Raw genomic sequence first — 25,258 nt, forward strand, 5'->3', positions numbered from 1 at the left:
GATTCGATGATACATCAGTCCGCGCTCAGGCAAGGCCTGCCCTGGCAGAAGTCCCCGATCTTTCGAGAGAAGCAGCAGGATGAACGTACTCCTCCTCGGCTCCGGCGGCCGCGAGCATGCCCTCGCTTGGAAGCTGGCAGCGAGCCCACTGTTAACGAAGCTCTATTGTGCGCCCGGGAACGGCGGAATTGCGGACGTGGCCGAATGCGTGCCGCTCGCCGTTGCCGATCACACAGCCGTCATCCGCTTCTGTAAGGACAACGCCATCGATCTCGTCGTCGTCGGTCCCGAGGCGCCGCTCGTCGCTGGTATCGTAGATGATCTCACAACCGCAGGGATCAAGTGCTTCGGCCCCATACAGGCCGCCGCAGCGCTCGAAGGCTCCAAGGGCTTCACCAAGGACTTGTGCCGCGAATTCGATATCCCCACCGCGGCCTATGGCCGCTTCACCGACGCCGCGAGTGCCAAAGCCTATCTCGCCGGCCAGAAGCTGCCCATCGTGATCAAGGCTGATGGCCTCGCTGCTGGCAAGGGCGTGACCATCGCGCAAACGCTCGCCGAAGCCGAAGCCGCCATTGATGACTGCTTCGCCGGTGTCTTCGGCAAGGCCGGCAGCGAGGTTGTGGTCGAGGAGTTCCTCGAAGGCGAGGAAGCGAGCTTCTTCGCACTCGTCGACGGCAAGCACGCGCTGGCGCTTGCCGCCGCGCAGGATCACAAGCGCGTTGGCGACGGCGACACCGGTCCCAATACCGGCGGCATGGGCGCCTATTCGCCTGCCCCCGTCATGACCGACGAAATGATCACCCGCACCATGCGCGAGATCATCGAGCCGACCGTCGCCGCCATGCAGAAGCGCGGCATGCCATTCAAGGGCGTGCTGTTCGCCGGCCTCATGATCACAGCCGACGGTCCCAAGCTCATTGAATACAACGTGCGCTTCGGCGATCCCGAAACGCAGGTGCTGATGCTACGCCTCAAGTCCGATCTGCTTCCCGCGCTGCTTGCCGCCGCCGACGGCGTTCTCGCCAACTTCGATCTGCGCTGGCACGACGACGCCGCCTTGACGGTTGTCATGGCAGCCAACGGCTATCCTGCATCGCCCGAAGTCGGAACCGAGATCAAAGGCCTCGACGCTGCGTCCGCCGTGGAAGGCGTCCAGATCTTCCATGCCGGCACGCGCAAAGATGGCGATCGTCTCTTGGCGCACGGCGGCCGCGTCCTCAACGTCACCGCACGCGGCAAAACTGTCGGCGAGGCGCAAGCGCGCGCCTACGACGCCATCAGCCACATCGACTGGCCGGGCGGCTTCTATCGCCACGACATTGGCTGGCGCGCCATAGCCCGCGAGAAGGAAGGCGTCTGAGTTGGCATCATGATCGATGCGGCTGGCAGCAGCGTGCAAGGCTGCATCAATTCGCGCTACTGTCCGGCCGATGCCGCGCCACGAACCAGTGCCACCACCATGCGAACTGACGTCGCCACCTGAGGCATAACCTTTCGAATGACCGATACTCCGCTCGCCACGAAGGCCTCCGTTCCGGCAACCGCCTCGCGCGGGCCGAGCATCGCGCTCGCCCTCGGCGGCGGCGGCGCCCGCGGCCTTGCGCACATCCCCATTCTGGAAGCCTTTGATGAGCTGGGCGTTCGCCCCAAGGTCATCGCCGGAACGTCGATCGGCGCCATCTTCGCGGCGGCCTACGCCTCCGGTCTCAGCGGCAGGCAGATCCGCGAACACACTTACGAGGTGCTGAAGAAGCGCCTCGATCTCGTGCGCGATCTTTACTCTGCACGGGTGCGCGCCTCCCGCGGTTTCCTCAACGCCCTCGCCCCACGCCCGGCGTTTCTGTCGGCCGAAAAACTCCTCGACATCATCCTGCCGCCACGTGTCTCGCGAGACTTCGCCCATCTGACGACGCCGCTCAAGGTCGTCGCGTCCGACTTCTATGCGCAGGAGGCGGTTGTCTTCACGTCGGGCCCGCTTCGTCAGGCCGTCGCCGCCAGCATGGCGCTGCCCGTCATCTTCCAGCCCATGGTGATCGATGGACGCGTGCTCATCGACGGAGGCCTCGTCAATCCGCTCCCCTTCGACATCATCGCCGATGAAGCCGACCTCACCGTCGCTGTCGACGCATCGGGCGCCCCCGTTCGTCGCCCCGATCAGGAGGTACCCAAGGCATGGGAGACACTGTTCGCGGCAAACTTCATCTTCGAGCGCACCATCATCCGCGAAAAGCTGCGCAGCCGTCAGCCCGATCTCTACATCGACGCCGGCACCAGCCGCTTCCAGATCCTCGACTTCCTCAAGCTCGATGAAATCCTCGCCGCTGCCGAGCCCGCGAAGGAGCGCGTCAAAGCGCAACTCTCGCGCCTGCTCGAGGCCGAAACGCTTCCCGAAGCCATCGAGCATCAACCGGCCCATCCGCCCGCGCACCAGCACGTGCGCCAGCGGCGAACGATTCTGAAGCGCCGCACGCCCAAGGCTTGACCCGCTTCAGCGCCGTGCCAGAAAGAAATTCTTCAGCACGAGGCTTGCTTCCGCCTCGCCGATCCCGGGATACACTTCCGGCGCGTGATGGCAGGTTGTCTGGCTGAAGATGCGTGGCCCGTTCTCCACGCCCCCGCCCTTGGGGTCCGAAGCGCCGTAATAGAGCCGCCGGATGCGGGCGAACGAGATGGCCGCCGCACACATCGGGCACGGCTCCAGCGTCACGTAGAGATCGCAGCCGGTCAGGCGCTCCATGCCCAGCATCGCGCACGCCGCCCGGATCGCCAGCAGCTCTGCATGTGCGGTAGGATCGGCGAGCTCCCGAGTCCGGTTGCCCGCAGCGGCCAGAATTGCCCCGTCCGGCCCCGCCACCACGGCCCCGACGGGTACTTCTCCACGTGCCGCTGCCGCCTCGGCCTCCGCCAGCGCACGCAGCATGTGGCTCTGATCGCGCTCTGGTGTCATAAGGGCCAACTCAACTGCTTCGAAAGCTCCATGTCCGCCGACAAACCAGCAAAGCACGATAACCGCAAGCCCAGCCGCGGGAGCAACCGCAAGCCAGGGCCAAAGCCCGCCCAGAAGCCGCACAGCAAGCCGGTCAACAAGGGCGTCGCGGGAACGGGCAAGCCCCGTCGGCCGCAGCCCAAGGCTGCCGCCGGCCCCGACGAGCCGTTGCGCATCGCCAAGGCGATGGCGCGCGCCGGCCTGTGCTCGCGCCGCGAGGCTGAGCGCTGGATCGAGCAAGGCCGCGTCAACGTCAACGGCCGCGTCCTCACCACGCCGGCCTTCGAGGTAAGTCCGAAGGACAAGGTGCTGGTCGACGGCAAGCCGCTGCCGACCGCCGAGCCACCGCGCCTGTGGCGCTACTATAAGCCCCGCGGCCTCGTTACCACCCACAACGACCCGCAAGGCCGCCCCACCGTCTTCGAATCGCTGCCCGAAGGCATGCCGCGCGTCATCTCCGTCGGCCGCCTCGATTTCAACAGCGAAGGCCTTCTGCTGCTCACCAACGACGGCGCGCTAGCCCGCCACATGGAGCTGCCTTCAACCGGCTGGCTGCGTCGTTACCGGGTCCGTGCGCACGGCCGCGTCGGCCAGGAGCAGCTCGAAGCGCTTAAAGATGGCGTCGAGATCGAAGGCGTACGCTACGGCCCCATCGAAGCGACGGTCGACACTGTGCAGGGCGCCAACTCGTGGCTCACCATGGCTCTGCGCGAAGGCAAGAACCGCGAGGTGCGCCGCATCCTCGCCCATCTCGGTCTCGAGGTGAACCGCCTGATCCGTATCTCCTATGGGCCCTTCCAGCTGCTCGATTTGAAGCCCGGGGAAGCCGAGTTGATCAAGCGCCGCGTGCTGGCCGACCAGCTCGGCGCACGCCTTGCCGAAGAGCTTAACCTGTACGCGGCCGACGAGGAACAGCCGCGCAACAAGCGAAAGCCGCACAAGCCTGAGAAGGACGACGACGAATGAGAATTGTTGGCGGCACTCTACGCGGGCGCCCGATCGCCTCGCCGCAACACGAAGGCCTCCGTCCCACCGCTGACCGCGTACGCGAAAGCCTGTTCAACATCCTCGCACACGGCGTTGACGGCTTCGCGCTGGAAGGCGCACGCGTCATCGACCTTTTCGCTGGTACCGGCGCTCTCGGCCTGGAAGCGATCTCGCGTGGCGCCGCCTTCGCCCTGTTCGTCGACAATGATCCCGAAGCCCGCGCCCTCATCCGCACCAGCATCGAGGCGTTCGGGCTGACGGGCGTCTCGCGCATCTTCCGCCGCGACGCCGACGACCTCGGCCCCATCGGCGCGATGATACCCTTCAACCTCGCCTTCCTCGACCCGCCCTACGACAAGGGCCTCGGCGAGAAGGCGCTGATCTCCCTGACGGAAGGCGATTGGCTGATGCCTGATGCCGTGATCGTGCTGGAGGAGCGCGCCGGGGCGCTGATCTCGCTGCCGCCCGGCTTTGCCAGGATCGACCACCGCACCTATGGCGACACGCAGATCATCATCGCCCGCTTCACCAAAGCCTAGGCCGGCTCCAGCGGCATCAGGATCCACAGCAGGATGTAGATGATGACGCCCGGAAAGCCGACCGACAGCACCGACAGGATCACATAGCCGAGGCGCACCAGCGTCGGGTCCCACCCCAGCCACTTGGCGATGCCCCCGCAAACGCCACCGATCAACTTGCCCTGGCGCACGCGCATCAGCGGCTGCCGCATAGGATCATCGATCGACATTCAGGCTCTCCTTCAAGCGTTCCCGCGATTCTAACCGGGAAACGCTCAAAGCGGCTATAAGTTTCCGACCCCGAATTTTAGGGCGAAAGGCTGTTGATGTAGGCGATGATCGTATCGACCTCCGCGTCCGACAGCTCGAACTTCGGCATCTCGTCGTGCGGACGCGCAATGCCCCGCGACAGCGGCTCACGCAATGCCAGCACCGGATGTCGGCCCGACAAATCCCGCCACCGCGGGGCAAGCGCATTGGGGCTCTCGCCCTTCTTGCCGATGGCATGGCACCACGCGCAATTCTTCTGCGCCAGCTCCCGCCCGCGCGCGATCAGCCGCTCGCTCCCCGATGTCACATCCGCCGGTTGTCCCAGCCGCTTCAGCCCAGCTGCCGCACCCGTCAGCGCTGGATCGAGCTGCAGCGCGCGGGCAAGATCGGCCACCGCCGCCAGCTTGTCGCCCCGCGCCTCGTAGAGATAGCCGCGGTTTGCATAAGCCTGCGCAAACGCCGGGTTGAGGTCGATCGCCTTTGCGTAGTCACCGAGCGCCCTGGTGGCATCGCCCTTCTTGCGATAGGCGAGCGCGCGGTTGTTGTAGGCGCTGGCATTCTTCGGCGACAAACCAATCACCGCGGTGAAGTCGGCCACCGCAGCGTCGCTGTTCTCCTTCAGCAGATGCGCATAGCCGCGCGCCATCAAGAGCCCTGCCGATTGCCCGCCAATACGCATCGCGTCTGTGAGATCGGAAATCGCGTTGTCGGTCTCGCCGACGGCCAGCCGCGACTGCGCTCTCCCCGCCAGAGCACTTGCGGAGCCTGGTTCGATGCCCAGCGCCTCCGAGAAATCTGCGATCGCCTCGCGGTGCGCGGCGCGCTCGGCGTAGGCATCCGCCCGCCGCCGCAGCGCTTCTGCCCGCACTGCCCGATCGACCGTCTTCGACGCGATGATCTGACTGCACGCGGTAATGCGCACCTCGCCCGACTTTGCCGCCTTGCAGTCCGTGATCACGTCGGCATGCGCCACCCCCGCGGCAACCGTGCAAGTGGCAAGCACGGCGAACATCACCTTTTGGTGCGGCCCCACCTTGGTCATCGTCGCCTCCCTGATCTATGTCTGCGCGAACCCTAGAGGCCCCCGCAGGCGGCAGGCTTTGCGCGCGATCAATCGAACAGCGTGCATCGAGACGTCATCGACAAAAAAAAGAGCGGCATGAGGAGTTGCCCCACACCGCCCGAAGTCTTCGTCAGCTGAGATAGAATTACTTCACCGCCGCAGTCGTCTCGCTCATCACACCCTTGCACGGGCGCGCGACGATCTCACAGCGATACATCACCTGCCCCATCGTCTCACCGATCGAGGTCCGACCGCAGCGTGAGACAAAATCCTTTGCGTGCGACAGATCGAGGAACGACTCGCCATAGTCGTAGCGCACGCGCTCCATCCAATCCTTCTTGGCCGCGTCCATTGCGCCTTCGGTGCCGATCCACTGCGTGCCGAGCCCGCGCACTTTCTCGGTGCACTGCACTTCCGGCCGCGCAGTCTTCATTTCGTCTTCGCGCTTCACGTAGCCCATGACGCGCGTGGGATCTTCCTTCTTGTAGCGCTTGGCGTGCCTCACGCGGGCCTTCTTGGTGCGCGTCGTCGGCGAGCCCGACCCCATGCTCCAATCCCAGTAGTCACTCGCCGACACCGGCGCGACGTAGCATGGCACGGCAAGAGCCGCGATAAGGGCGACAAGGACGGGCTTCGACATTCTATTGGCCTCCCGAGGTGCGTTCTTGGCGGCGCCGGTGCAAAACGGAACGAGAGACAGGACAAGGGCGCTTGCGGCATCAGCCGCACAGATCATTGCGGGTACGCAGAATCGCTTGCATGAGCCTAGCCGAAATGGCGCGCGGCAAGTGGGCCCCGCCGGCCCAATCCACAGCGCCGATGCAATTGATCACTGTATAGTTTAGCGGGCTCGCAAGCTGATCACCCCGAGGCATGTCAATGAGCAGGGGAAGCGCGCCCTAAAGGCGCCGCGTCATTGTTCAGGCCTGTCCCCCTAAGGGGCGGGATGCGGCAGGGACACGTGCAGACGTGACGGCCGGGGATAGGATTTGGAATAGCGGTTAAGCCGCCCGAAGCTGGTACCAAGTGCGAAGGTCGGGATCTTTTTCAACCTCGTCTAAGAGGCGCATATAAAAGAGCATGAAGCGGAGGGCGTTTGTAACAGTGGAAACGAAGCCCTCGAGGATATCCAAATTTTCCTGGTCCTTTGTAGATCCTCTCATCCCGCGAAGATGAATCCTCAGGGGGCTGCCATCTATCATCTCCATCACTTCCGGATAACGACTGTGAACGAAGTTGGAGTTGATCTTGTAGACGGTGGAAAGCGCTCTCGCTGCCTCGCCAACTTTCGGTGGGTCGAACCCTTGGACAGCCCGTAGCAACTCTTCGGTATGCGATCCCGCCCCGTCGTGGAACTCATGCTGCCTAAGCGGCAACTTCTTCGAGCTTCCGGAAGAGTCTCGAACTGAATCCGCAAAATATGCGGCCACCAGCCTCATCTGTCGATCGACGAGCGACCCGTCCTCTCTAATGCCAGCGATTACAAAATCGATTTGAGAAGTGCATTCACCGACAGTCCTTAGAATGACAGGGAGTTCCTGGCAGAAACCACCATCATAAAGAAGATAACACGCATTGAGACCACTGACGGCCCGCATAGCTTTAAGGAGGCAAAAGTGCTTCCAGCCGGGGCTACGAAACCGTAACCCTGGATGTCCGTCATGCGAAAGTTCTGGCAGATCCAGGCTTCGAGCAACAATCCCAATAGCTCGCTCTTGAAGCCTAATTAAAGAGACAGCACGCTGCGCCCTAAGCGACTCACTAAGACCAGACATCTTTTCGCCGCCCTACTTCACTTCCCGGCCCAGGCGCCAGGCTTCTTCCTGCACGCGGATGTCGGCCAGCACGCGGTCGAGCAACAGGCACGTGCGCTTGAACAAATCCGACCCGCGCCGGTAATCCGCCGGCGCGAAGAAATCGCACCGCCCCGCCTTGAACAGCTCCACGCACTTCTTCCGCGACTTGCCCGGCGTATGCACCGCCACCGCGTGCCCGCCGTTCTTGCGCATCACCGCCATCGACGGCACGTCGGTATCGCCGTCGCCGAAATAGATCATGTTGCCGAACGGGATCGGCCGCTTGCCCTCGTCCATGTGCTCGTTGATGCCCTGGCCGAGGTCCTCGATGCCCTTGTTGATGCGGAACAGGTATTGCGTCTTGCCGGTGTCGGTGATGACGCGCTTCGGGTACGGCAGGTCGTAGGCGTCGAACCAGTATTCCGACGCGAACACGTTGTGGAACCGCTTGTAGATGCGCGTGCCCTCGATAATCTCGGTGAGACCCGCGGACACGATGTAGTGCCGCAGCGAGATGCCGTGCGTCTCCGAGCGCAGCTTCACATAGCCGTCGATCTCGTCAAACCATTCCTCGACGCCGGGAAACAGCTCCACGTGCTTGCCCTGCGCGACGAGGTCCGCGCGGTCGATGCGCACGCCGGCAGCCTTCGCTTTCTGATACATGAGGCGCATGTACGAGATGAGGCCGTCCGCACCCTCGCGCCGCGCGATGGCGTTCGATTCCGCCCAGAATGCATCGGGGTCGATGCCGATCTGCGGCAGGAACGCGTAGTCCTGCATCGGCCGCGGCGACAGCGTGCCGTCGAAATCATAGACGAGCGCAATGGTTTTCTTGTCGAACGTCGCCTTGGTCTTGTGGACCTCGGGCGCCTTCGCCTCGGGCGCGGCTTCCGCCACGACATCCTCGTCCGCCACGCGCTCGCTCATCGCTGATGCTCCGCCTCGACTTGCATGCGCGACCATGCAGCGATTCGGGGGGCGGATTGAAGGCGCGCGTAGCCCCCTCTCCCCGCCTGCGGGGAGAGGGAAATCTCGTCAGTGCTTGCAGCCGCAGCCTTCGCCGTGCTCGTGCGCGTGCTCGTGCTTCCCCTGACCGCCGCAGCAACCGCCCTCGTGGTCGTGATCGTGCGCGTGGTGGTGATGCCCGTGATCGTGATCGTGGTCATGACCGTGATCATGCCCGCATCCGCACCCCGCATGATCGTGGTGATGATGCTCGTTCGGATCGACCAGCGCGGCGTGCAGCTTCTGCTCGATGGCGATCGAAGCTTCGCGCGGCGCTTTCTTGTCCTCAATGCAAAGCGCCATGATCTCAGCGCCGAGCCGCACATCGTCCACCGCGCCCAGATAATGCCGGCGCAGACGTCCCTGACGATCGAACACCAGCAGCGTCGGCGTGCCCTGCATGCCGTAGGCTTCCATCGTCTTCGGCAGGCCGGACGCATCGACCGTATCGACCGCCACCGGAATTTCGATGTGCTCGTCCTTGAGGAATGGCTCCAGCAGCGATGGTGTCATGTCCTTGTGGTTCTCGAACACCATGTGCAGGCCGATGACCTCCACCTCATCGCGCGAGAACGCGCGTGCGATGCGTCCCGCCTGCGGCAGCGAATGGCGCAGCGAGCCCGGGCACAGCATTTGGAAGGCGACCAGCACGACGACCTTGCCCTTCAGCTCCTTCAGCGACTTCGGCTCGGAGTTGAACCACTGCGACGCGATGAGCTCGGGCGGCTGCTCGGGATTGAACTGGGTCTCGGCCATGAGGCGACCTTTCTAGGGGTAAATGTCTGGGCGTGGTTTGGCTTGAGAAGCGGCATAGCGCTTTAGATGGGCGCCCTCAAGCGACACGACGCCCAGAGGCGACCTGTGCCGCAGCAAGAGGCCGGCAGCCTGGGCAAAAGGCCGCCCCGGCGCTACCGCTCCGATCGCCCAAGCGACTAGCGGCGATGGCGCTTAGCGGCAGCGGGAGCTTTCGTCCGTCGAGGCCGGCACCGGATGATGGCAGGCGAAGCGCTCATCGATCTTGCAGTTAGCGTCGAGCGGCGCCGACCCGGTGGCGTAGATCGAGAAGCTCAGCTTGCACCCGCGCATCACGTTGAATGCTTCGACGCATCCGAGCCGCGCTGGAGCCTTGGCCAACCGCGCCTCCAGCGCCTTGGCGAGGTTCGGCTGCCAGCGGTCCTCGACCACGGCGATGGCATCATCGCCGCCTGCCATCCAGCCCGACAGCGTCTCGACGTTGGTATCCGCGTTGTGTCCGAGCACAAATGTCGTCGACGGCTCGCGGAATCCGGCGACGCCCACGGGCCCAGTCACGCAGCGGCGCAGAGGGGCAATCGCCTCCGCGATGCGCGGCGCCGGCCAGGCCATCTGAATGTGCGGCATGAGCACGCCGAACGTGAACGACACGAATAGCGCGAACCCCGCAATGCTCGTCATCACCCACGCGTTGGCGCGCCCCGTTCCCATCGCCAGCGCCGCAACCGTAAACAGCAGCGTGATCAGCGCCGCGCCCATGACAACGGCAGCACTCGGCATCGTGGCCGACACGCCGAGCACCACGGCGAAGATCGCAATTGTTCCCGGCAGCACCAGCCACCACGGCACCCTCAGGCTTAGCGGGGGGATGGAAAGCCGCCCATCGCGATCCAGCGCCAGCGCGGCCGCAGCAGCCATCGCAGGAAACATCGCCTGCACAGTGTAGAGCGCCGGCTTCGACGCGATCAGCTCCAGGTACAGCCAGTAGCCTACGATCCAGCAGAACAGGAACCGCGCCAGCGCCTGCTCACGGTTCCGCCATATCCCCTGCAGAGCCGGCACGATGACGAGTGCGCCCGGCATGAACCCGAGCAGCATCGCCAGCGTGAACGTCAGCGGCGCAGCCTTCCACTTCATGTCCTGCGCGCCGCCCAGCGCGCGGATTAGCTCGCCGAACGACAGCCCCGAGAACGGCACGCCGTCGAAGTGTGCGCGCACGATGATCCACGGCGCCGCTATCGCCGCCATCAGCGGCACACCCCACAGTGGTCTGAGCCGCTTCAGCCAGTCGAGGCGCCGGTCGAACGCATAGAGCGCTACGATCGTCGACAAAGACAGGATCGGCACCGCCAGAGCATTGAGCAGAATGCCGAATCCCTGCGCCGCCCAGAACAGCGCCGCCAGCCACGCCCCGTTGCGCTTGTCACCCGGCAGCGCGCAATAGAGCCGCAACAGCGCGCACTGCGCGACAACGATGGCAAGCAGCAGCGGCCCTTCCGGGATCGACAGGCTCGCCTGCAGCGCGACGATCGGCGTCACCGCGAACAGCCCCGCCGCGATGATCGCACGCCGCTCGCCCAGGAGGGGCCGCGTCAGTGCCCACATTGCCAGCACCGCGAGAATGCCCGCGACCAGCGACGGCAACCGATACGTGGTGATCCAATGCTGCGCTTTATGACCGAGAACCTTCCCCGCACCGATCTGCAGCCAGTAGATGCCGATCGGCCGGAACTGGAAGCGCTCCCCCTCGAACGTGGCATCGAGATAGTCGCCGCGCTTCAGCATATCGCGGGAGGACTGCGCATAGACGATCTCGGTGCGGTCGACCGGCGGCAGTAGCAGCGCCCCCGGCAGGTACGTCACCAGCGCCAACAGCAGTAGTGCAGCGGCAGCGAGCCGGGGCTGCGCCGCAAGCCGGTTCAATAGCGCGCCACTGTCGCGCTCCAGGCGGTCCATGGTCGAGGGCAGAGAAGTCATGCGCGTTTGGCAAGCCCTTAAGGCCGAGGGACAATTGAGGGCCGAGGGATAATCGCCGCTGCGGGGCCCCGCGGGCTTGACACTGATAGCGCACTTAAGCGATTGCGCAAGCCAGCAAAAGGATCCCAGCGGAGGGCAACGGAATGTCGGCGGACAGCACCGAGGCGGCCAAGAAGGCGCGTCTCATCGACATCATCAAGCAGCGCTCCTTCCGTTCAGGGCGCGAAGTGAAGCTCGCCTCGGGCCGCACGTCTACTTACTATTTCAACATGAAGCCGACGATGCTCGACGCCGAAGGCGCCCACCTCATCGCCTCGCTTATCCTCAGCGTTATCGCCGATAAGAACATCGACTTGGTCGGCGGCCTCGAAATGGGCGCCGTGCCGATCGCCTCCGCCGTCTCCGCGGTTAGCCACGCCGTCAATGCGCCGGTCAATGCCTTCTTCGTGCGCAAGCAGGCGAAAGAGCACGGCACCAAGAGCCTCATCGAAGGCCTGCCCGAAGGCGACAGCCTGAAGGGCAAGCGCGTCGTCATCGTCGAGGACGTGACGACGACCGGCGGATCCGCGATCAAAGCCGCCGAGCTGGTGCGCGCAGAGGGCGCCGAGGTCGTCGGTGTCGTCACCGTCGTCGACCGCCAGGAAGGCGCCGGCGAAGCCTTCGCCGCCGCCGGCCTCACCCTGACGCCTATCCTCACCCTCGAGGACTTCAAGTAATCCCCCCAACCAAGCAAACCACGTGTTTTAATGGGTTTTCTCGCCGCTGATGGAACACGCAGCGCGCGCGCTGATTTCCGTGTAGAATTGTCCGCATAGGGAAATTCAGAAAGCAACCCTAGCGGAGGAGAAATTCATGGATCAACGAATGCTCGTTATTGCCCTTGTCGTCGTTGTCGTGCTGGGCCTCATTTGGTACTCGATGCAGCCCCCACCGGCGACAGTCACGACACCCGCAGCGGCACCTCCAGCGGCGATGGAGCCGGCCACGCCGCCACCCGCGCCGACCACCACGCCACCGCCGGCCCCGTGATACCTCGAAGTTGTGGGAGGGCGCCGGCAGCAAGCCGGCGCCTTTACCTCAGTCGCAGAAATCGCCGACAGCAGAGTCGCGTCAGGCAGCCTGGCTCCGCGCAACACCAACGAGCCGCACTAGTTCTTTGCGCGCCTCTTCACCATTGGTGACGCGCCCCGCGAACGGCAACCGCAGCGCCCGCGCGCCGAGCACCAGATCGCAACCCTCCGGATCGACACCCGTCATGCGCCACTCGCCCGGCGCTCCGCCCAGCAGCTTCGTCGCATAGAGCCCGATGGCATCGGCGTGATCGGCGTTCATGTGCTCGACAATGCCCGGCTCCGCTTCGATCAAAGCATCAGCACCCGCAACGTCTGTCAGCAGATCACCGCCCGGAATATCGATGATGCGACCAAACCCGCCGATATAGTGCGCGGTGGCGATATCGAACGCGTAAAATGAAAAATCGGGGAAATCGACGAACCCCGCCGCCGAGGGATGCCGCTCAAGATACCGGCGGCGAGCCGTCGCACTCGTTGTCGGCCGCGCTTCGCCGATCAGCGTGATGCGCGCCCCGGAAAGCGGGTCGGCATCGAGCCCTGTTGCGTCGATAAGCAGCGTAGCGCGCTGGTCGGCGGTCAAATTCTTCGTATGCAGTGCCAGTTTAGAAATTAGCAAAAGAGGCGTGCCGTCAGGCTCGGTTGCAATGAGCAGCAGCGAGGCATATGGATGCCCAGTGGGCTGCAGCACCGTACCGAGCGCACCCTTCTGAGCGGCGCGAATCATGGTCCGTGCCAGAGCCGCGGTTTCCTTAACAGGCGAATTTCCGGGCTGTTTCTTAGTCTCTTCAACAGACATGCGGACCTCCCCGCTTCCTCGATCTATCCTATTCAGATAACGTTCAGACAGAAATCACGAAATTGGCTTCGCCACAATTGATACACCTTGGAGCCATAAAGCGCGGCTGGGTGGTTCTCTGCCGCAGGTCGGGACATGATGAAAGAAAAAAGCACGATCGCGCTGGTCGATGATGAGCGCAACATTCTCACCTCGCTGCGCATGGCGCTCGAGGCTGAAGGCTACAAGGTGCGTACCTACAATGACGGCGTATCGGCACTCGAAGCACTGACTGAGGATCCCGCCGATCTTGGCATCTTCGATATCAAGATGCCGCGCATGGACGGCATGGAACTGCTGCGCCGCGTGCGTCAGCGCTCCGACATGCCGGTGATCTTCCTCACCTCCAAGGACGAGGAGATCGACGAATTGTTCGGCCTCAAAATGGGTGCCGACGATTACGTCGCAAAGCCCTTCTCCCAGCGCCTCGTCGTTGAGCGTGTCAAAGCTGTGCTGCGGCGCTTTCAGCCCAAGGAGCCCGGTGCCGCTCCTGAAATGGAAGCTGCCCATGTTCTTGAACGCGGCAAGCTGAAGCTCGATCCCGAGCGCCACAACTGCCATTGGGACAACAAACCGGTGACGCTCACTGTCACCGAGTTTCTTATCCTGCAGGCGCTTGCCCAGCGCCCCGGCGTTGTAAAGACGCGCGACGCGTTGATGGATGCCGCCTACGACGATCAGGTCTACGTCGACGATCGCACCATCGACAGCCACATCAAACGCCTGCGCAAGAAGTTCAAGCAGGTCGACGACAACTTCGATGTGATCGAGACTCTCTACGGTGTAGGCTATCGCTTCAAGGAAGCTTGAGGCGCGGAGGGGGCATGGCGCTCGGAACCGAGCGAGCCGCGCAGCAGCAGCTCTCGAATGGCACCGCAGGCATAAAGGGCTTTGCGAATGACATTTGCTCGGCTGCTGCCGGATTCGCCAAGCGCCTGACGCAGAGGACTGGCGTAGCAGCTTCACGCGCTGCGCAGACTTCGCGCTCAGCAACACTGACGGCGATCGGTGCAACGACGTCCACCTTCTGGCGGGCTGTCGACGCCACGCGCCGCACCGGCGCCGCCATCGCGCTTGGCGCGCAGAATGCTGCCGCCCGCGTCGATCCTGTCGGCGCAGATACGCCGCGTGCATTCGCCCCCGTGCGTGACTGGTTCGCGCGTCAGGCGATCGTGCGCTTCTTCTCTGCCAGCCTTCTGCGCCGCATTCTCATCTCCAACCTGATGGGGTTCTTCATCCTCGTCGGTGGTATTCTCTATCTCGGCTGGTTCCACACTTGGCTCATCGACGCCAAGCTCGACGCTTTGAAAACGCAGGGCAAGATCATTGCCGATGCCATCGCTGCCAACGCCAAGGTCGTGCGCGAGCGTATCATCATCGACCCCAACGCCATTCCCGATAGCCAGAACAACGCCCCGAGCAACAGCAATTCGAACAACTTCCCGTTCGACGGCCTCGCCGAGTTCGAGCTGTCGATCCACCCCGAGGAAGTGACGCCGATACTGCGCAAGCTGATCCAGCCGACCAACACGCGCGCACGCATCTATGCCCGTGACGGAACGCTCATCGTCGACACTTCGCAGACGCTTGCCCGCTGGGCGACCTGGCGCAACGAGCCGCGCGTCAGCGACCGCGAGGCCCCGCCGACCCAGAACATCTGGACCCGCATCACCCGCTATTTGTTCCGCGAGCCGATCCCCGTCTATCAGGAGATCGGCACCGGCAACGGCATGGCCTACAAGGAAATCCAGGCTGCGTTGACCGGCGAGGAAAAAAACATGCTGCTGCTCAACCGCAAGGGTGAGCAGATCGTCTCGTTCGCATTGCCCATCCGCCGCTTCGGGGAAGTGCAGGGTGTGCTGCTGCTCTCGACGCGCCCCGGCCAGATCGACAAGATTCTGAAAGAGGAGCGGACCGTCATCCTCATCCTGGCAGCGATCGCGCTGCTGGCCTCGGTTGTCACCTCTCTCCTGCTGGCCCGCACGGTAGCCGGCCCCATCCAGCGTCTCTCCGCGGCCGCAGAACGCGTCAGCGAGAACATCGACGCGCGCACTGAGCTTCCGCAATACGCTGGCCGCACCGACGAGGTTGCGCAGATGGCCGCCGCATTCCAGGCCATGACGGGCGCTTTGTGCCGCCGCATCGAGGCGAGCGAGAAGTTCGCCGCAGACGTCGCGCACGAGCTGAAAAACCCGCTCACCGCTGCCCGCTCGACGGCTGAATCGCTCGGTTACGCAAAGACCGAGGAAGAGCGCACGCACCTCGTGTCGCAGATTCAGGGCGAGCTGAAGCGCCTCAACCGGCTCATCACCGACGTCTCCAACGCTTCGCGCCTCGACGCCGAACTCGCGCGCAAAGAAATGCGCCCCATCGACGTCATCACCATGCTGCGGAACGTTGTAAACATCTTCCGCGACATTATCGGCGACGACACCCAGTCTCTCGCGCTGGAAGTGGGCAATGAATCCTTCCCCGGCGCCTTCTTTGTCAAAGGCGATGAAGGACGCCTCGGTCAGGTCATGACCAACCTGATCGACAATGCCATCTCGTTCCTGCCGCCGCACGGCACCGTCACCGTGAAGGCGCGCACCGCGGCCCCCTTCGTGGAGATCGTGGTCGAGGACGAGGGCCCCGGCATTCCCGAGGATCGCCTCGATATCATCTTCGACCGCTTCTATTCCGACCGCCCCGCGACCGACACGAGCCGCGGCAAGAACTCAGGCCTCGGGCTTTCCATCTCGCGTGAGATCGTGTTGTCTCACGGTGGCCAGATCTTTGCCGAGAACCGCTACGCCGCAGACGCGGGTCCCGGATCGCAGCCTTGCGGCGCCCGCTTCACCGTTCGGCTGCCCATGGCCGCCTCGGGGCAGCGAGGAGGTACGCCCGTTGGGCGACGCAACTGACACGCTCCACGGAACGGCGGTTGCTCTCGGCGCCGCCGCCGCCCTGATCCTCGGGCCATCGGGATCGGGAAAGTCGGATCTGGCCCTGCGTTGTCTGGCCCTCGCCCCCACCCCGCTGCTGCCCCAGCCCCCCGTCCTCATTGCCGATGACCGCGTCTTCATTGAACGCGCGGGGGATCGCCTTCGCGTCAAAGCACCCGCCAGCATCATCGGCCAGATCGAGGTTCGCGGGTTGGGGATCATTGCCGTCCCGCACCGTCTCGCCGCCGACCTGGTCCTCGCAGTCGAGCTGGTCCCTCCGGAGACGGTGGAAAGACTGCCCGACCCCGCCCCCATGTGGCATTTCCAGGGGGTCAGCATCCCCCTTTTGCGGCTTGCTCCGTTCGAGGCCTCCGCCCCTGTCAAGCTCATGCTTGCGCTCATGCAGGTTATGCAAGGCTTGGCCAACCAGCAGGAAACATGACAGCAATTCCTCTTGCGCCACCGCCGAACACTTGTAAATTCGGCCGCGCTGCCATTTGCTCCCCGCGGTACGGGGAACGGCACAGTCGACGATCCCCATGCTCAAGCTATGGCTCCACCACGGACCCGGCATTAGACGAGATCGGCTCTAATTCATGATCGGACTTGTCATCGTCACGCATTGCGGGCTGGCGCTTGAGTTTCGTTCCGCGCTGGAGCACGTGGTGGGACCCCAGACGCAGCTCGAAACCGTCTCTATCGGTCCTGACGACGATGCCGGGGTCCGCCGCGGACAGATCGTCGACGCCATCCATCGCACCGACACCGGCGAGGGTGTGATCGTCCTGACCGACATGTTCGGGGGCACCCCGTCGAACCTCGCGATTTCCGCCATGGATGAAGCGAACGTCGAGGTGATCGCCGGCATCAACTTGCCCATCCTCGTCAAGCTCGCCAGTGTACGCAGCGAGATGCCCCTCGCCGAGGCTGTCGCCAGCGCCCGGGAGGCCGGCCGCAAGTACATCAAGGTGGCAAGCCAGGAGCTTTCTGGCGAGGGTTCGGTCTAACATCAATGCCTGAGATTAAGGACAGCTCCCGCCCGGAAGCGATCGTGACCATCCGCAACCGCAAGGGTCTGCACGCGCGCGCATCCGCCAAGTTCGTCAAGTGCGCTGAAAGCTACGACGCCATCGTCACGGTGACGCGCGACGGCCACGCTGTCGGCGGCACGTCGATCATGGGCCTGATGATGCTCGCAGCCGGACCCGGCTCGACCTTGCATATGACGGCAACCGGTCCCCAAGGCCCCGAAGCCCTGCAGGCGCTCGTCACCCTCGTTGAGGATGGCTTCGGCGAAGACTGCATCGACGACGCATGAAAAAAGGGAGCACCATCGGTGCTCCCCTTGCTCTTTCGGGCTCTCAAGCAAGCTACTTCGACAGATAGACCGTCGTCAGCTTGACCGCGATGTCGGTGAACGCGCTCTGTAGCTGCAGGCCATCCTCTGCGTTGTAGTACTTTGTCTCGTCGGTGGCGCACGCCTTGAGGGTTTGTGCCGCGAGCGACGACTTGCTGACGTCGAAGCCCACCGTCCACACCTCGACACCCTTCGCCTTCATGTTTTCGCACAGCTCCAGCGCCTGCTTGGCCGAGCAGCCGTTGGCTGCCTGGGGGCACGAGGACGTGTAGCCATAGTTCGCCAGCACACCATTGTCGTCATACTGCGTGTTGTAGTCGCCATCCGTCATCAGGATGGCCACCTTCTTCACCGAATTCTTCCCTGTCCCCGACGAGTAGTCGCGCGCCTGGTTTTCGCTCTCCCACAACGTGTTCCACTCCGGAGACAGCGTGTACCACGCCCATGCTGTTCCAAGGTGGCCGGCCGTACCGCCAGTCGCAGTCAGGTTCGAGATTTTGTTCGATAGCACCGTCGTGTCGCTCGTCAACGGCTGCACCGTGCCGCTCGAAGGCACCGTGCAATCGGCATAGCTGTTCGCGGCTGCCAGCAGCGCGTTCTTCTGCGAAGTGGAAAGCTTGGTGTTTCTCTTCCAGCTGATCGTCACCACCTCGCCGGTTCTGGCGCTGCTCTTGCCGTCAATGACCACCGTGCCGTCCGAGGTGGAAATGGCTGCCACCTCCTCGCGGTGCGGCATGACGTAGTTGTCGGCACTCGGCTCTGTATCGGTGTAGCGGTCGCTGGTCATTCGCTCGACGACGCATGATTCGGCGCGGTTATAGAGCGTTTGGGTCGATCCGCTCTTCACCATCAGAACTTTCGGCGGGTTGCCGGTGGCCGCTGCATAGACGCTCGACGAAGGCAAGCGGATGTCCTCCGAGAACGGCACGATGGCGATCGTGGTTTTGTCTTCCTGGTTCTGGTTGGCCTGCGTGACAATATCCACCAGCTTCTGTGCCGACGTCTTCAGATCGGCGAGCTTCGTGCACGGCATGCACATGGAGCCGGTAACGTCGAGCATCATCGAAATCTCGGTCTGCCCGGCCTTCATGCCGAGCTGCGAGCCGAACTTCGTCTGCGCTAAGCTGATCAGCGGCAGCTTGTCGACTGTCGCAAACTGCAGGAACGGCGTGTCGATGTACGCATTGCCGGACGCGCTCAGTCCCAGCCCATTGTCAGCCACCGTGAACGCAATGGTATCGTTCATCACCGGCAGACGTGATTTGACGTTCTCGTTGTAGTAGTTCGTCGCCGCGTCGACCGCCGCGTCCTTGTCGCCGGTCAGCTGCAAAGTCCGTCCGCCCGCAAGAACGGCAGCGTCGATGGCCGACAGCGTCTGATTGCGCGCATGCAGCCAGCGGCCGACGTCAACAGCCGCGCCGATCGAGAGCATCAGCACGACGATCGTAAGCCCCATGATGATCGCTACGTTGCCGCCCTCGTCGTCGCGAAACCGACGCAGGCTTTCCCGGAGCCGCTTCTGACGACCCAACCACCACTTCATCTTCGCCACTCCTGCGAGTACTCTTTTGTCGTTTGCGAGGACTATGCGGCGGGCAAATCTTGAAAGTTCTTAAAAGCGCTAAAATTTATTAGTATTGCTTAATCAGAAGTTATTCTTGGGTTTATCTTGCTACGTCTTTGCGAAGCCAGACGCGTGCGCTCCACGTAGCGAGCCGCCGGACCCATGCCCACGGCGATCCCCGGCAAACATATAAGGACTTGTTTATATCTTTGTTGCGCGAGCCGTCGCCGGCCGTTAGAAGGGCGCATGCCGAGGTGGCCGAGGCATTTCTATTACCGGCCGCCCGCCTCCCCTAAGGCGCCATTGGGCGCCCAGCCGCAAGGAGCAGAGCCCATGGGCAAGCCAACCGACTACGTCGTCAAAGACATCAACCTCGCCGATTGGGGCCGCAAGGAAATCTCCATCGCCGAGACCGAGATGCCCGGCCTGATGGCGACGCGCGAGGAGTTCGGAAACGCCAAGCCCTTGAAGGGCGCGCGCATCGCCGGCTCGCTGCACATGACCATCCAGACCGCCGTGCTGATCGAGACCCTGGCAGCCCTCGGCGCCGACATCCGCTGGGTCTCCTGCAACATCTACTCGACCCAGGACCACGCCGCGGCCGCCATCGCTGCCGCCGGCATCCCGGTGTTCGCCTACAAGGGCGAGAGCCTCAAGGAGTACTGGGACTTCACCGCCAAGCTGTTCGAGTGGGGCGACGGCGGCGTGCCGAACATGATCCTCGACGACGGCGGCGACGCGACGATGTTCGTGCATCAGGGTGTTCGCGCTGAGAACGGCGACACCATGTTCCTCGACCAGCACAACAGCGAGGAAGAAGAGATCTTCTTTGCGCTCATCAAGCGCATGCTGAACGAAAAGCCGAAGGGCTGGTTCTCGAACATCGCCGCCAACATCCGCGGTGTCTCGGAAGAGACGACCACCGGCGTGCATCGCCTCTACGACATGCAGAAGGCCGGAACGCTTCTGTTCCCCGCCATCAACGTCAACGACTCGGTCACCAAGTCGAAGTTCGACAACCTCTACGGCTGCCGTGAATCGCTCGTCGACGGCATCCGCCGCGGCACCGACGTGATGATGGCTGGCAAGGTCGCGATGGTTGCCGGCTTCGGCGACGTCGGCAAGGGCTCGGCTGCTTCGCTGCGCAACGCTGGCTGCCGCGTTCTCGTCTCCGAGATCGATCCGATTTGCGCCCTGCAGGCGGCGATGGAAGGCTACGAGGTCGTCACCATGGAAGATGCGGCCCCGCGCGCCGACATCTTCGTTACGGCCACCGGCAATAAGGACGTCATCAAGACCGAGCACATGCGCGCGATGAAGGATCGCGCCATCGTCGCCAACATCGGCCACTTCGACAACGAGATCGAGGTTGCCGGCCTCAAGAACTTGAAGTGGAACAACATCAAGCCGCAGGTCGACGAGATCCAGTTCCCCGACGGCAAGCGCATCATCCTTCTCTCCGAAGGCCGCCTCGTGAACCTCGGCAACGCCATGGGTCACCCGTCCTTCGTCATGTCGGCCTCGTTCACCAACCAGACCCTGGCGCAGATCGAGCTGTGGGCCAACGCCGGCAAGTACGAGAAGAAGGTCTATACGTTGCCCAAGCACCTCGACGAGAAGGTTGCTCGCCTGCACCTCGAGAAGATCGGCGTGCAGCTGACGAAGCTTTCACCCGAGCAGGCCGCTTATATCGGCGTCCAGCAGGAAGGCCCCTTCAAGTCGGACCACTACCGCTACTGATCGCCGACTGACTGACGCTTCAGATTGGCGCCTTCCCGAGCCCGGGAGGGCGCCTTTTGCGTCTAACGGCACCCTAGACCGCAAGCCACTTCTGCGTCTTACAGGCAGCACCCTTCCACCAATTGCTCCGCTAGGTCCCTCGCGCCCCCTGCGACGCTGGCAACCCTCCCCCCGGCTCCGCATAATCAAAAACGATTCGCCCCCTCGCAGGGGCGATAACCGCCGGGCCTTTGTCCTTTGCTCGTTGCGTCTTTGGCCTCGGGTTCCCCACTTTTTTCATGGACCCCGATGCAGTCCACTGCCCACAGAAGAAGAAACGAAATTCGTCCGCGCGAGCTGCTGGCGCTAGGCCTCGCGAGCCTCGCCTGCGTCCTTGTCGTCGGCGCGGGGGTAATCTCGGGCGGCATGCCGACGCTATCTTTCGGTGAAATGAGGCCTCTCGCTGCGATTGGCTTCATCATCGGCGCTATCCTCTTCATCGCCGCTCTTCTGTCGCTGACCGTCGTGCGGGCCAAGCGAGAGGAAAAGCGGGCGCTCGCAGAAGCCGGGGAGCTGAAGCGCAGCCTCGCAGCCACCGATTCGATCATCCGCGCCGAGCCCCAGGTCCTGCTGTTCTGGGAGCAAGATAGTCCTTTGCGCGTCGCAGCCTTCTCCTTGAGCGGCATTCCCGGTCTGCCCACCACGCCTGAAGCGTTCCTGCGCTTCGGCCAATGGCTGGAGCCCGCGTCCGCCACCACACTCAAGCCGGCAATCGATGCACTCTTCACGCAGGGCCACCCGTTCAGCATCGTCGTGCGCACGATCGCTGGCGGACACGTCGAGGCCGAGGGCCGCACCGCCGGTGGCCGCGCGGTGCTGCGCTTTCGCGACGTCGCCGGTCACCGCGCCGAAGTCGCCCGCATCCTCGCCCAACATCAGCGTCTGTCCCGCGAAGTGCGCGCCAGCCGCGCACTGCTCGACGCGTTGCCGATACCGGTCTGGCTCCGCGCCAAGGACGGACGCATCACCTGGGTCAACAGCGCCTACGTCCGCGCTGTCGAGGCGCGCAGTCGCACCGAGGTGCAGGAGCGTCAGATCGAGTTGCTGGAGCAGCGTCAGCGGCGCGCTGCCGCCCGCGTGCTGGCGCGCGGCGAAAGCTACCGCAGTCGCATTCCTCTCATCGTCGGCGGCGAGCGCCGGCAACACGATGTGACAGTCATCCCGTTCGAGGATGCTGTCGCAGCCGCCGCCATCGATGTCATGGCCGCCGAAAAGCAAGGCGAGGAGCGCCCCGCGCTTGCCTACGATCGCACCCTCGATCGTGTCGCCACCGCCGTTGCCATCTTCAACGCGCAGCAACAGCTCGTGTTCTTCAACGAGACTTATCGCAAGCTCTGGCAGCTCGACGAGGATTGGCTGAAATCGCGCCCGACCGAAGGCGCGGTTCTCGATCGCCTACGCGAATTGGGCCGCCTGCCCCAAGTGGTCAACTATGCCGAGTGGCGGAGCAGGATCCTTTCTGCTTACGGCGAAGGCACCCCTGAAGATGACACCTGGCTGCTCCCCGATGGCCGCACTTTGCAGGTGCTCACCGAGAAGCGCTCCGACGGTGGCGTCACTTACCTCTTCGTCGACGAGTCCGACCGCCTCGCTCTCGAGCGCGATTACAATGCCCTCATCGGCGTGCAGCGGGAAACGCTCGACAGCCTCAAAGAGGCTGTCGCCGTGTTCGGCACCGACGGCCGTCTCAAGCTTTTCAATTCAGCACTCGCCAGCATTTGGCAGCTGCCGCCGCGTCAGCTTGCCGAAGAGCCCCACATCGATGAATTCATCGCGCACGCACGCGAGTTCTGCGATGAACCTGTCACTTGGAGCCGCCTCAGCCGCGCCGTCACATCGTTCTCCGAACAGCGCGAGGAGCTTGGCGGTCAGATGGTGCGCCCGGATGGAACCTTCATCGACTACGTGGTGATGCCACTTCCCGACGGCGCCACGCTCGTCACCTTCGCCGATGTCACCGACAGCAAGCGCAACGAGCGCCTGCTCGCCGAGCGCAACGAGGCGCTCGTCGCCGCCGACCGCATGAAGAACGCCTTCATCAGTCACGTGTCCTACGAGCTGCGCACGCCGCTCACCAACATCATCGGTTTCAGCGATCTGCTGGGCAACCCGCACATCGGCACGCTCAATGAGAAGCAGCAGGAATACCTCGGCGACATCTCCACCTCATCGAAGACGCTGCTCGCCATCATCGACGACATCTTGACCCTCGCCACCATGGACGCCGGCACCATGGAGCTCAAACAGACGAACGTCGACGTTCCCGCCGTCATCGATGCCGCCATCCTCGGCGTGCGCGAGGCCGCCCAGCGTGCCCGCCTTTCGCTGCACATTGCCGTCGCCGACGACGCCACCCATTTCATCGCCGACGAAGCGCGCGTGCGCCAAATCCTGTTCAACATTCTTTCCAACGCCGTCAGCTTCTCCAAGCCCGGCGACAAGATCACCATCACCTCGCGGCGCGACGCCGACATGATCGTGTTCACCGTCACCGACGAGGGCGTGGGCATCCCCAAGGACGACCAGGCGCGGGTGTTCGAGCGCTTCGAGAGCCGCAGCCTGGGCGCCGGCCACCGCGGCGCCGGCCTCGGCCTTTCCATCGTCAAGAGCCTCGTGGAGCTGCACGGAGGCACCGTCTGGCTGGAATCGGAGCCCGGCCACGGCACCAGCGTCACTGTGCGCCTTCCCGCCCGGGGCCGACCTGCTATTGCAGCCGAGTAGTCTGCCCCAAGAAGGCCCCGAGGGTTCGCTATCGGCCGGGGGCAGCCGAGCCTGAAGTGAACCTTAGATGCCCGCCACCCACGTCATCGAAGCCGTAACCGAGAGCCAGCTCCTGCGCCTGGGCGAGGCGCTGGCCTTCATAGCCCGCCGCGGCGACCTTTTCGCTCTCAGCGGCGAGCTTGGCGCCGGCAAGACGACGCTGGCGCGCGCCGTCATCCGCGCCCTCTCGGGCGACAAGGATGAGGAAATCCCCAGCCCGACGTTTACCCTGGTCCAGACCTACGCAACGCCGCGCATGCAGGTGGCGCACTTCGATTTGTACCGCCTCGGCGCCGCCGCCGAGCTGGAGGAGCTTGGCCTCGACCTCGCCCTCAAGAACGGCATCGCACTTATTGAATGGCCCGAACGCGTCGGCGACCTGCTGCCGGGCGACCGCCTCGAAATCCGCATCGACGACGATGGCTCATCCGGCGCCACCCGCCGCCTGACGCTGACCGGCCACGGCGACTGGGCCGCCCGCCTCGATCGCTTCATGGCGATGCGCAATCTCATCGGCGGCGGCGGTGGCGCGAACGGCTCGGGCAACGGTGGCGACTGCGAGCTGCGCTACCTCCAGGGCGATGCCTCGGTGCGGCGCTACGGCCGCCTGCTGCGCCACGGCACCCCGGATGCGATCCTCATGGACTGGCCGCGCCAGCCGGATGGCCCGCCGATTCGCAACGGTCTCCCCTACAGCCGCCTCGCGCATCTGGCCGAAGATGTTCGCCCGTTCGTTGCCGTCGCCGATGCGCTCGCCGCCGCCGGCCTCACCGTGCCTCGTATCCGCGCGCGCGATCTCGACAACGGCTTCCTGCTTCTCGATGACCTCGGCGACCGCGTCTTCGGCCGCGAAATCGTCGATGGCACCAATCAGGCAACGCTCTGGCAGGCCGCAACCGATGCGCTTGTCGCCCTGTCCCGCGCGCCGGCTCCCCAAACGCTGCCCGTAGCTGGAGGCGGCGAGCATCGCGTCTCCGCCTACGACGTCGGCGCCATGGCCATCGAGGCCGAGCTGATCACCGATTGGTACTGGCCGGCCCTGCGCGGCGATCAGCTCCCCGCCGACGACCGCATGACGTTCAGCGCTCTCTGGTCGGACATCTTCACCGATCTGGCCAAAATGCCCGCCGCCTGGGTGTTGCGCGACTACCACTCGCCCAATCTTCTCTGGCTACCCGAGCGGGAAGGCATTGCGCGCGTCGGGGTGATCGACTTTCAGGATGCCATGCGCGGCCCCGCCGCTTACGACCTTGTCTCTCTGCTGCAGGATGCACGCGTTGATGTGGCACCCGAACTCGAAGCAGAACTGTTCGAGCGCTACTGCGCTGGCGTTGCCGCCAACCCCGGCTTCGATCGCGATGCATTCGCCTTCGCCTATGCAGCGCTCGGCGCCCAGCGCAACACCAAGATCGTCGGCATCTTCGCCCGTCTCGCCAAGCGCGATGGCAAGCCGCAGTACCTGCACCACATTCCGCGCCTATGGCGCTACCTCGACCGCGATCTCGCCCACCCGCGCCTCGCGCCCCTCAAGCGCTGGTACGACGCCCACTTCCCTGCCGACGCCCGCGCCATTCCGGCCGCCATTCCCGTCGTCTGACAACGGAGCTC

24 protein-coding genes are annotated in these 25,258 nt (G+C 64.0%); 14 read left to right on the forward strand and 10 right to left on the reverse strand.

Annotated features, from left to right (window positions below):
• The first annotated feature begins 79 nt into the window (after positions 1–79).
• Positions 80–1,363, forward strand: coding sequence for a phosphoribosylamine--glycine ligase (gene purD, locus ACP15D_RS07975; protein ID WP_424956997.1), 1,284 nt, complete (start codon positions 80–82; stop codon positions 1,361–1,363).
• Positions 1,364–1,501: 138 nt separating this feature from the next.
• Complete coding sequence (locus tag ACP15D_RS07980) at positions 1,502–2,485, forward strand: patatin-like phospholipase family protein (protein WP_424956999.1); 984 nt, start codon at positions 1,502–1,504, stop codon at positions 2,483–2,485.
• 6 nt (positions 2,486–2,491) lie between these two features.
• Here ACP15D_RS07980 and ACP15D_RS07985 read toward each other — a convergent pair whose 3' ends face one another.
• Positions 2,492–2,950 (reverse strand): nucleoside deaminase, encoded by a 459-nt coding sequence (locus ACP15D_RS07985; protein ID WP_424957000.1) that lies wholly within the window; start codon positions 2,948–2,950, stop codon positions 2,492–2,494.
• Between the two features lie 30 nt (positions 2,951–2,980).
• On the opposite strand from ACP15D_RS07985, the gene ACP15D_RS07990 reads away from it, so the two are divergent.
• A complete protein-coding gene (locus ACP15D_RS07990; RefSeq protein ID WP_424957001.1) occupies positions 2,981–3,955 on the forward strand; it encodes a pseudouridine synthase in 975 nt (324 codons plus the stop codon).
• Positions 3,952–4,515: a 16S rRNA (guanine(966)-N(2))-methyltransferase RsmD gene (rsmD, locus tag ACP15D_RS07995; protein ID WP_424957002.1), complete on the forward strand. Its 564-nt coding sequence runs from the start codon at positions 3,952–3,954 to the stop codon at positions 4,513–4,515. The genes ACP15D_RS07990 and rsmD overlap by 4 nt, the downstream gene beginning before the upstream one ends.
• Here the strand turns inward: rsmD and ACP15D_RS08000 are convergent.
• The 7 genes from ACP15D_RS08000 to ACP15D_RS08030 all read right to left on the reverse strand — a co-directional run bounded on the left by ACP15D_RS08000 (position 4,512) and on the right by ACP15D_RS08030 (position 11,358).
• Positions 4,512–4,724: a PspC domain-containing protein gene (locus ACP15D_RS08000; RefSeq protein WP_424957003.1), complete on the reverse strand. Its 213-nt coding sequence runs from the start codon at positions 4,722–4,724 to the stop codon at positions 4,512–4,514. The genes rsmD and ACP15D_RS08000 overlap by 4 nt on opposite strands.
• Positions 4,725–4,801: 77 nt before the next feature.
• Positions 4,802–5,806, reverse strand: a complete 1,005-nt coding sequence (locus ACP15D_RS08005) for a tetratricopeptide repeat protein (RefSeq protein ID WP_424957004.1) — start codon at positions 5,804–5,806, stop codon at positions 4,802–4,804.
• 166 nt (positions 5,807–5,972) lie between these two features.
• Positions 5,973–6,467 carry a hypothetical protein gene (locus ACP15D_RS08010; protein ID WP_424957005.1) on the reverse strand — a complete coding sequence of 165 codons (495 nt, stop codon included), beginning with the start codon at positions 6,465–6,467 and terminating at the stop codon, positions 5,973–5,975.
• Positions 6,468–6,828: 361 nt separating this feature from the next.
• Positions 6,829–7,266, reverse strand: a complete 438-nt coding sequence (locus ACP15D_RS08015) for a hypothetical protein (protein ID WP_424957006.1) — start codon at positions 7,264–7,266, stop codon at positions 6,829–6,831.
• A gap of 348 nt (positions 7,267–7,614) precedes the next feature.
• Positions 7,615–8,550 (reverse strand): HAD family hydrolase, encoded by a 936-nt coding sequence (locus ACP15D_RS08020; protein ID WP_424957007.1) that lies wholly within the window; start codon positions 8,548–8,550, stop codon positions 7,615–7,617.
• Positions 8,551–8,658: 108 nt separating this feature from the next.
• Positions 8,659–9,384, reverse strand: a complete 726-nt coding sequence (locus ACP15D_RS08025; RefSeq protein ID WP_424957008.1) for a TlpA disulfide reductase family protein — start codon at positions 9,382–9,384, stop codon at positions 8,659–8,661.
• Positions 9,385–9,576: 192 nt separating this feature from the next.
• Positions 9,577–11,358: an ArnT family glycosyltransferase gene (locus ACP15D_RS08030; RefSeq protein WP_424957009.1), complete on the reverse strand. Its 1,782-nt coding sequence runs from the start codon at positions 11,356–11,358 to the stop codon at positions 9,577–9,579.
• A gap of 143 nt (positions 11,359–11,501) precedes the next feature.
• Between ACP15D_RS08030 and pyrE the strand changes: the two genes are divergently transcribed.
• Together pyrE and ACP15D_RS08040 are read left to right on the forward strand one after the other, a co-directional pair.
• Positions 11,502–12,074, forward strand: a complete 573-nt coding sequence (gene pyrE / locus ACP15D_RS08035) for an orotate phosphoribosyltransferase (protein ID WP_424957010.1) — start codon at positions 11,502–11,504, stop codon at positions 12,072–12,074.
• Positions 12,075–12,210: 136 nt separating this feature from the next.
• On the forward strand, positions 12,211–12,387 hold the full coding sequence (locus ACP15D_RS08040; protein WP_171988054.1) for a hypothetical protein: 177 nt from the start codon (positions 12,211–12,213) through the stop codon (positions 12,385–12,387).
• A gap of 81 nt (positions 12,388–12,468) precedes the next feature.
• On the opposite strand, the gene ACP15D_RS08045 is transcribed toward ACP15D_RS08040, so the two are convergent.
• Positions 12,469–13,227 carry a HugZ family protein gene (locus ACP15D_RS08045; protein ID WP_424957011.1) on the reverse strand — a complete coding sequence of 253 codons (759 nt, stop codon included), beginning with the start codon at positions 13,225–13,227 and terminating at the stop codon, positions 12,469–12,471.
• A 138-nt stretch (positions 13,228–13,365) separates the two neighbouring features.
• Between ACP15D_RS08045 and ACP15D_RS08050 the strand changes: the two genes are divergently transcribed.
• From ACP15D_RS08050 to ACP15D_RS08070, 5 genes are all read left to right on the forward strand, one after another.
• Positions 13,366–14,076, forward strand: a complete 711-nt coding sequence (locus ACP15D_RS08050) for a response regulator transcription factor (protein WP_072373437.1) — start codon at positions 13,366–13,368, stop codon at positions 14,074–14,076.
• A gap of 14 nt (positions 14,077–14,090) precedes the next feature.
• Positions 14,091–16,169: a stimulus-sensing domain-containing protein gene (locus ACP15D_RS08055; protein WP_424957012.1), complete on the forward strand. Its 2,079-nt coding sequence runs from the start codon at positions 14,091–14,093 to the stop codon at positions 16,167–16,169.
• Positions 16,153–16,632, forward strand: coding sequence for an HPr kinase/phosphorylase (locus ACP15D_RS08060; RefSeq protein WP_424957013.1), 480 nt, complete (start codon positions 16,153–16,155; stop codon positions 16,630–16,632). Before ACP15D_RS08055 ends, ACP15D_RS08060 begins: the two co-directional genes overlap by 17 nt.
• A gap of 154 nt (positions 16,633–16,786) precedes the next feature.
• Positions 16,787–17,197 carry a PTS sugar transporter subunit IIA gene (locus tag ACP15D_RS08065; RefSeq protein ID WP_424957014.1) on the forward strand — a complete coding sequence of 137 codons (411 nt, stop codon included), beginning with the start codon at positions 16,787–16,789 and terminating at the stop codon, positions 17,195–17,197.
• Positions 17,198–17,202: 5 nt separating this feature from the next.
• Positions 17,203–17,508 (forward strand): HPr family phosphocarrier protein, encoded by a 306-nt coding sequence (locus ACP15D_RS08070; RefSeq protein ID WP_424957015.1) that lies wholly within the window; start codon positions 17,203–17,205, stop codon positions 17,506–17,508.
• A 52-nt stretch (positions 17,509–17,560) separates the two neighbouring features.
• On the opposite strand, the gene ACP15D_RS08075 is transcribed toward ACP15D_RS08070, so the two are convergent.
• Positions 17,561–19,090, reverse strand: a complete 1,530-nt coding sequence (locus ACP15D_RS08075) for a pilus assembly protein TadG-related protein (protein WP_424957016.1) — start codon at positions 19,088–19,090, stop codon at positions 17,561–17,563.
• Between the two features lie 354 nt (positions 19,091–19,444).
• Here ACP15D_RS08075 and ahcY point away from each other — a divergent pair, with 354 nt between their 5' ends.
• From ahcY to tsaE, 3 genes are all read left to right on the forward strand, one after another.
• Complete coding sequence (ahcY, locus tag ACP15D_RS08080) at positions 19,445–20,851, forward strand: adenosylhomocysteinase (protein ID WP_424957017.1); 1,407 nt, start codon at positions 19,445–19,447, stop codon at positions 20,849–20,851.
• 288 nt (positions 20,852–21,139) lie between these two features.
• Positions 21,140–23,611, forward strand: a complete 2,472-nt coding sequence (locus ACP15D_RS08085) for an ATP-binding protein (protein WP_424957018.1) — start codon at positions 21,140–21,142, stop codon at positions 23,609–23,611.
• Between the two features lie 67 nt (positions 23,612–23,678).
• The gene (tsaE, locus tag ACP15D_RS08090) at positions 23,679–25,247 is read left to right on the forward strand and encodes a tRNA (adenosine(37)-N6)-threonylcarbamoyltransferase complex ATPase subunit type 1 TsaE (protein WP_424957019.1); all 1,569 of its coding nucleotides are present in this window, start codon (positions 23,679–23,681) and stop codon (positions 25,245–25,247) included.
• The last annotated feature ends 11 nt before the right edge of the window (positions 25,248–25,258 follow it).

It is taken from the genome of Hyphomicrobium sp. 1Nfss2.1, assembly GCF_965243865.1.
Lineage (GTDB): Bacteria > Pseudomonadota > Alphaproteobacteria > Rhizobiales > Hyphomicrobiaceae > Hyphomicrobium_A.

What these genes read in the sequence shown, in the direction of transcription:
- purD (WP_424956997.1), top strand. Translation starts at nt 80, where the DNA reads ATGAACGTACTCCTCCTCGGCTCCGGCGGCCGCGAGCATGCCCTCGCT.
- ACP15D_RS07980 (WP_424956999.1), top strand. Translation starts at nt 1,502, where the DNA reads ATGACCGATACTCCGCTCGCCACGAAGGCCTCCGTTCCGGCAACCGCC.
- ACP15D_RS07985 (WP_424957000.1), bottom strand. Translation starts at nt 2,950, where the DNA reads ATGACACCAGAGCGCGATCAGAGCCACATGCTGCGTGCGCTGGCGGAG.
- ACP15D_RS07990 (WP_424957001.1), top strand. Translation starts at nt 2,981, where the DNA reads ATGTCCGCCGACAAACCAGCAAAGCACGATAACCGCAAGCCCAGCCGC.
- rsmD (WP_424957002.1), top strand. Translation starts at nt 3,952, where the DNA reads ATGAGAATTGTTGGCGGCACTCTACGCGGGCGCCCGATCGCCTCGCCG.
- ACP15D_RS08000 (WP_424957003.1), bottom strand. Translation starts at nt 4,724, where the DNA reads ATGTCGATCGATGATCCTATGCGGCAGCCGCTGATGCGCGTGCGCCAG.
- ACP15D_RS08005 (WP_424957004.1), bottom strand. Translation starts at nt 5,806, where the DNA reads ATGACCAAGGTGGGGCCGCACCAAAAGGTGATGTTCGCCGTGCTTGCC.
- ACP15D_RS08010 (WP_424957005.1), bottom strand. Translation starts at nt 6,467, where the DNA reads ATGTCGAAGCCCGTCCTTGTCGCCCTTATCGCGGCTCTTGCCGTGCCA.
- ACP15D_RS08015 (WP_424957006.1), bottom strand. Translation starts at nt 7,266, where the DNA reads ATGAGGCTGGTGGCCGCATATTTTGCGGATTCAGTTCGAGACTCTTCC.
- ACP15D_RS08020 (WP_424957007.1), bottom strand. Translation starts at nt 8,550, where the DNA reads ATGAGCGAGCGCGTGGCGGACGAGGATGTCGTGGCGGAAGCCGCGCCC.
- ACP15D_RS08025 (WP_424957008.1), bottom strand. Translation starts at nt 9,384, where the DNA reads ATGGCCGAGACCCAGTTCAATCCCGAGCAGCCGCCCGAGCTCATCGCG.
- ACP15D_RS08030 (WP_424957009.1), bottom strand. Translation starts at nt 11,358, where the DNA reads ATGACTTCTCTGCCCTCGACCATGGACCGCCTGGAGCGCGACAGTGGC.
- pyrE (WP_424957010.1), top strand. Translation starts at nt 11,502, where the DNA reads ATGTCGGCGGACAGCACCGAGGCGGCCAAGAAGGCGCGTCTCATCGAC.
- ACP15D_RS08040 (WP_171988054.1), top strand. Translation starts at nt 12,211, where the DNA reads ATGGATCAACGAATGCTCGTTATTGCCCTTGTCGTCGTTGTCGTGCTG.
- ACP15D_RS08045 (WP_424957011.1), bottom strand. Translation starts at nt 13,227, where the DNA reads ATGTCTGTTGAAGAGACTAAGAAACAGCCCGGAAATTCGCCTGTTAAG.
- ACP15D_RS08050 (WP_072373437.1), top strand. Translation starts at nt 13,366, where the DNA reads ATGAAAGAAAAAAGCACGATCGCGCTGGTCGATGATGAGCGCAACATT.
- ACP15D_RS08055 (WP_424957012.1), top strand. Translation starts at nt 14,091, where the DNA reads ATGGCGCTCGGAACCGAGCGAGCCGCGCAGCAGCAGCTCTCGAATGGC.
- ACP15D_RS08065 (WP_424957014.1), top strand. Translation starts at nt 16,787, where the DNA reads ATGATCGGACTTGTCATCGTCACGCATTGCGGGCTGGCGCTTGAGTTT.
- ACP15D_RS08070 (WP_424957015.1), top strand. Translation starts at nt 17,203, where the DNA reads ATGCCTGAGATTAAGGACAGCTCCCGCCCGGAAGCGATCGTGACCATC.
- ACP15D_RS08075 (WP_424957016.1), bottom strand. Translation starts at nt 19,090, where the DNA reads ATGAAGTGGTGGTTGGGTCGTCAGAAGCGGCTCCGGGAAAGCCTGCGT.
- ahcY (WP_424957017.1), top strand. Translation starts at nt 19,445, where the DNA reads ATGGGCAAGCCAACCGACTACGTCGTCAAAGACATCAACCTCGCCGAT.
- ACP15D_RS08085 (WP_424957018.1), top strand. Translation starts at nt 21,140, where the DNA reads ATGCAGTCCACTGCCCACAGAAGAAGAAACGAAATTCGTCCGCGCGAG.
- tsaE (WP_424957019.1), top strand. Translation starts at nt 23,679, where the DNA reads ATGCCCGCCACCCACGTCATCGAAGCCGTAACCGAGAGCCAGCTCCTG.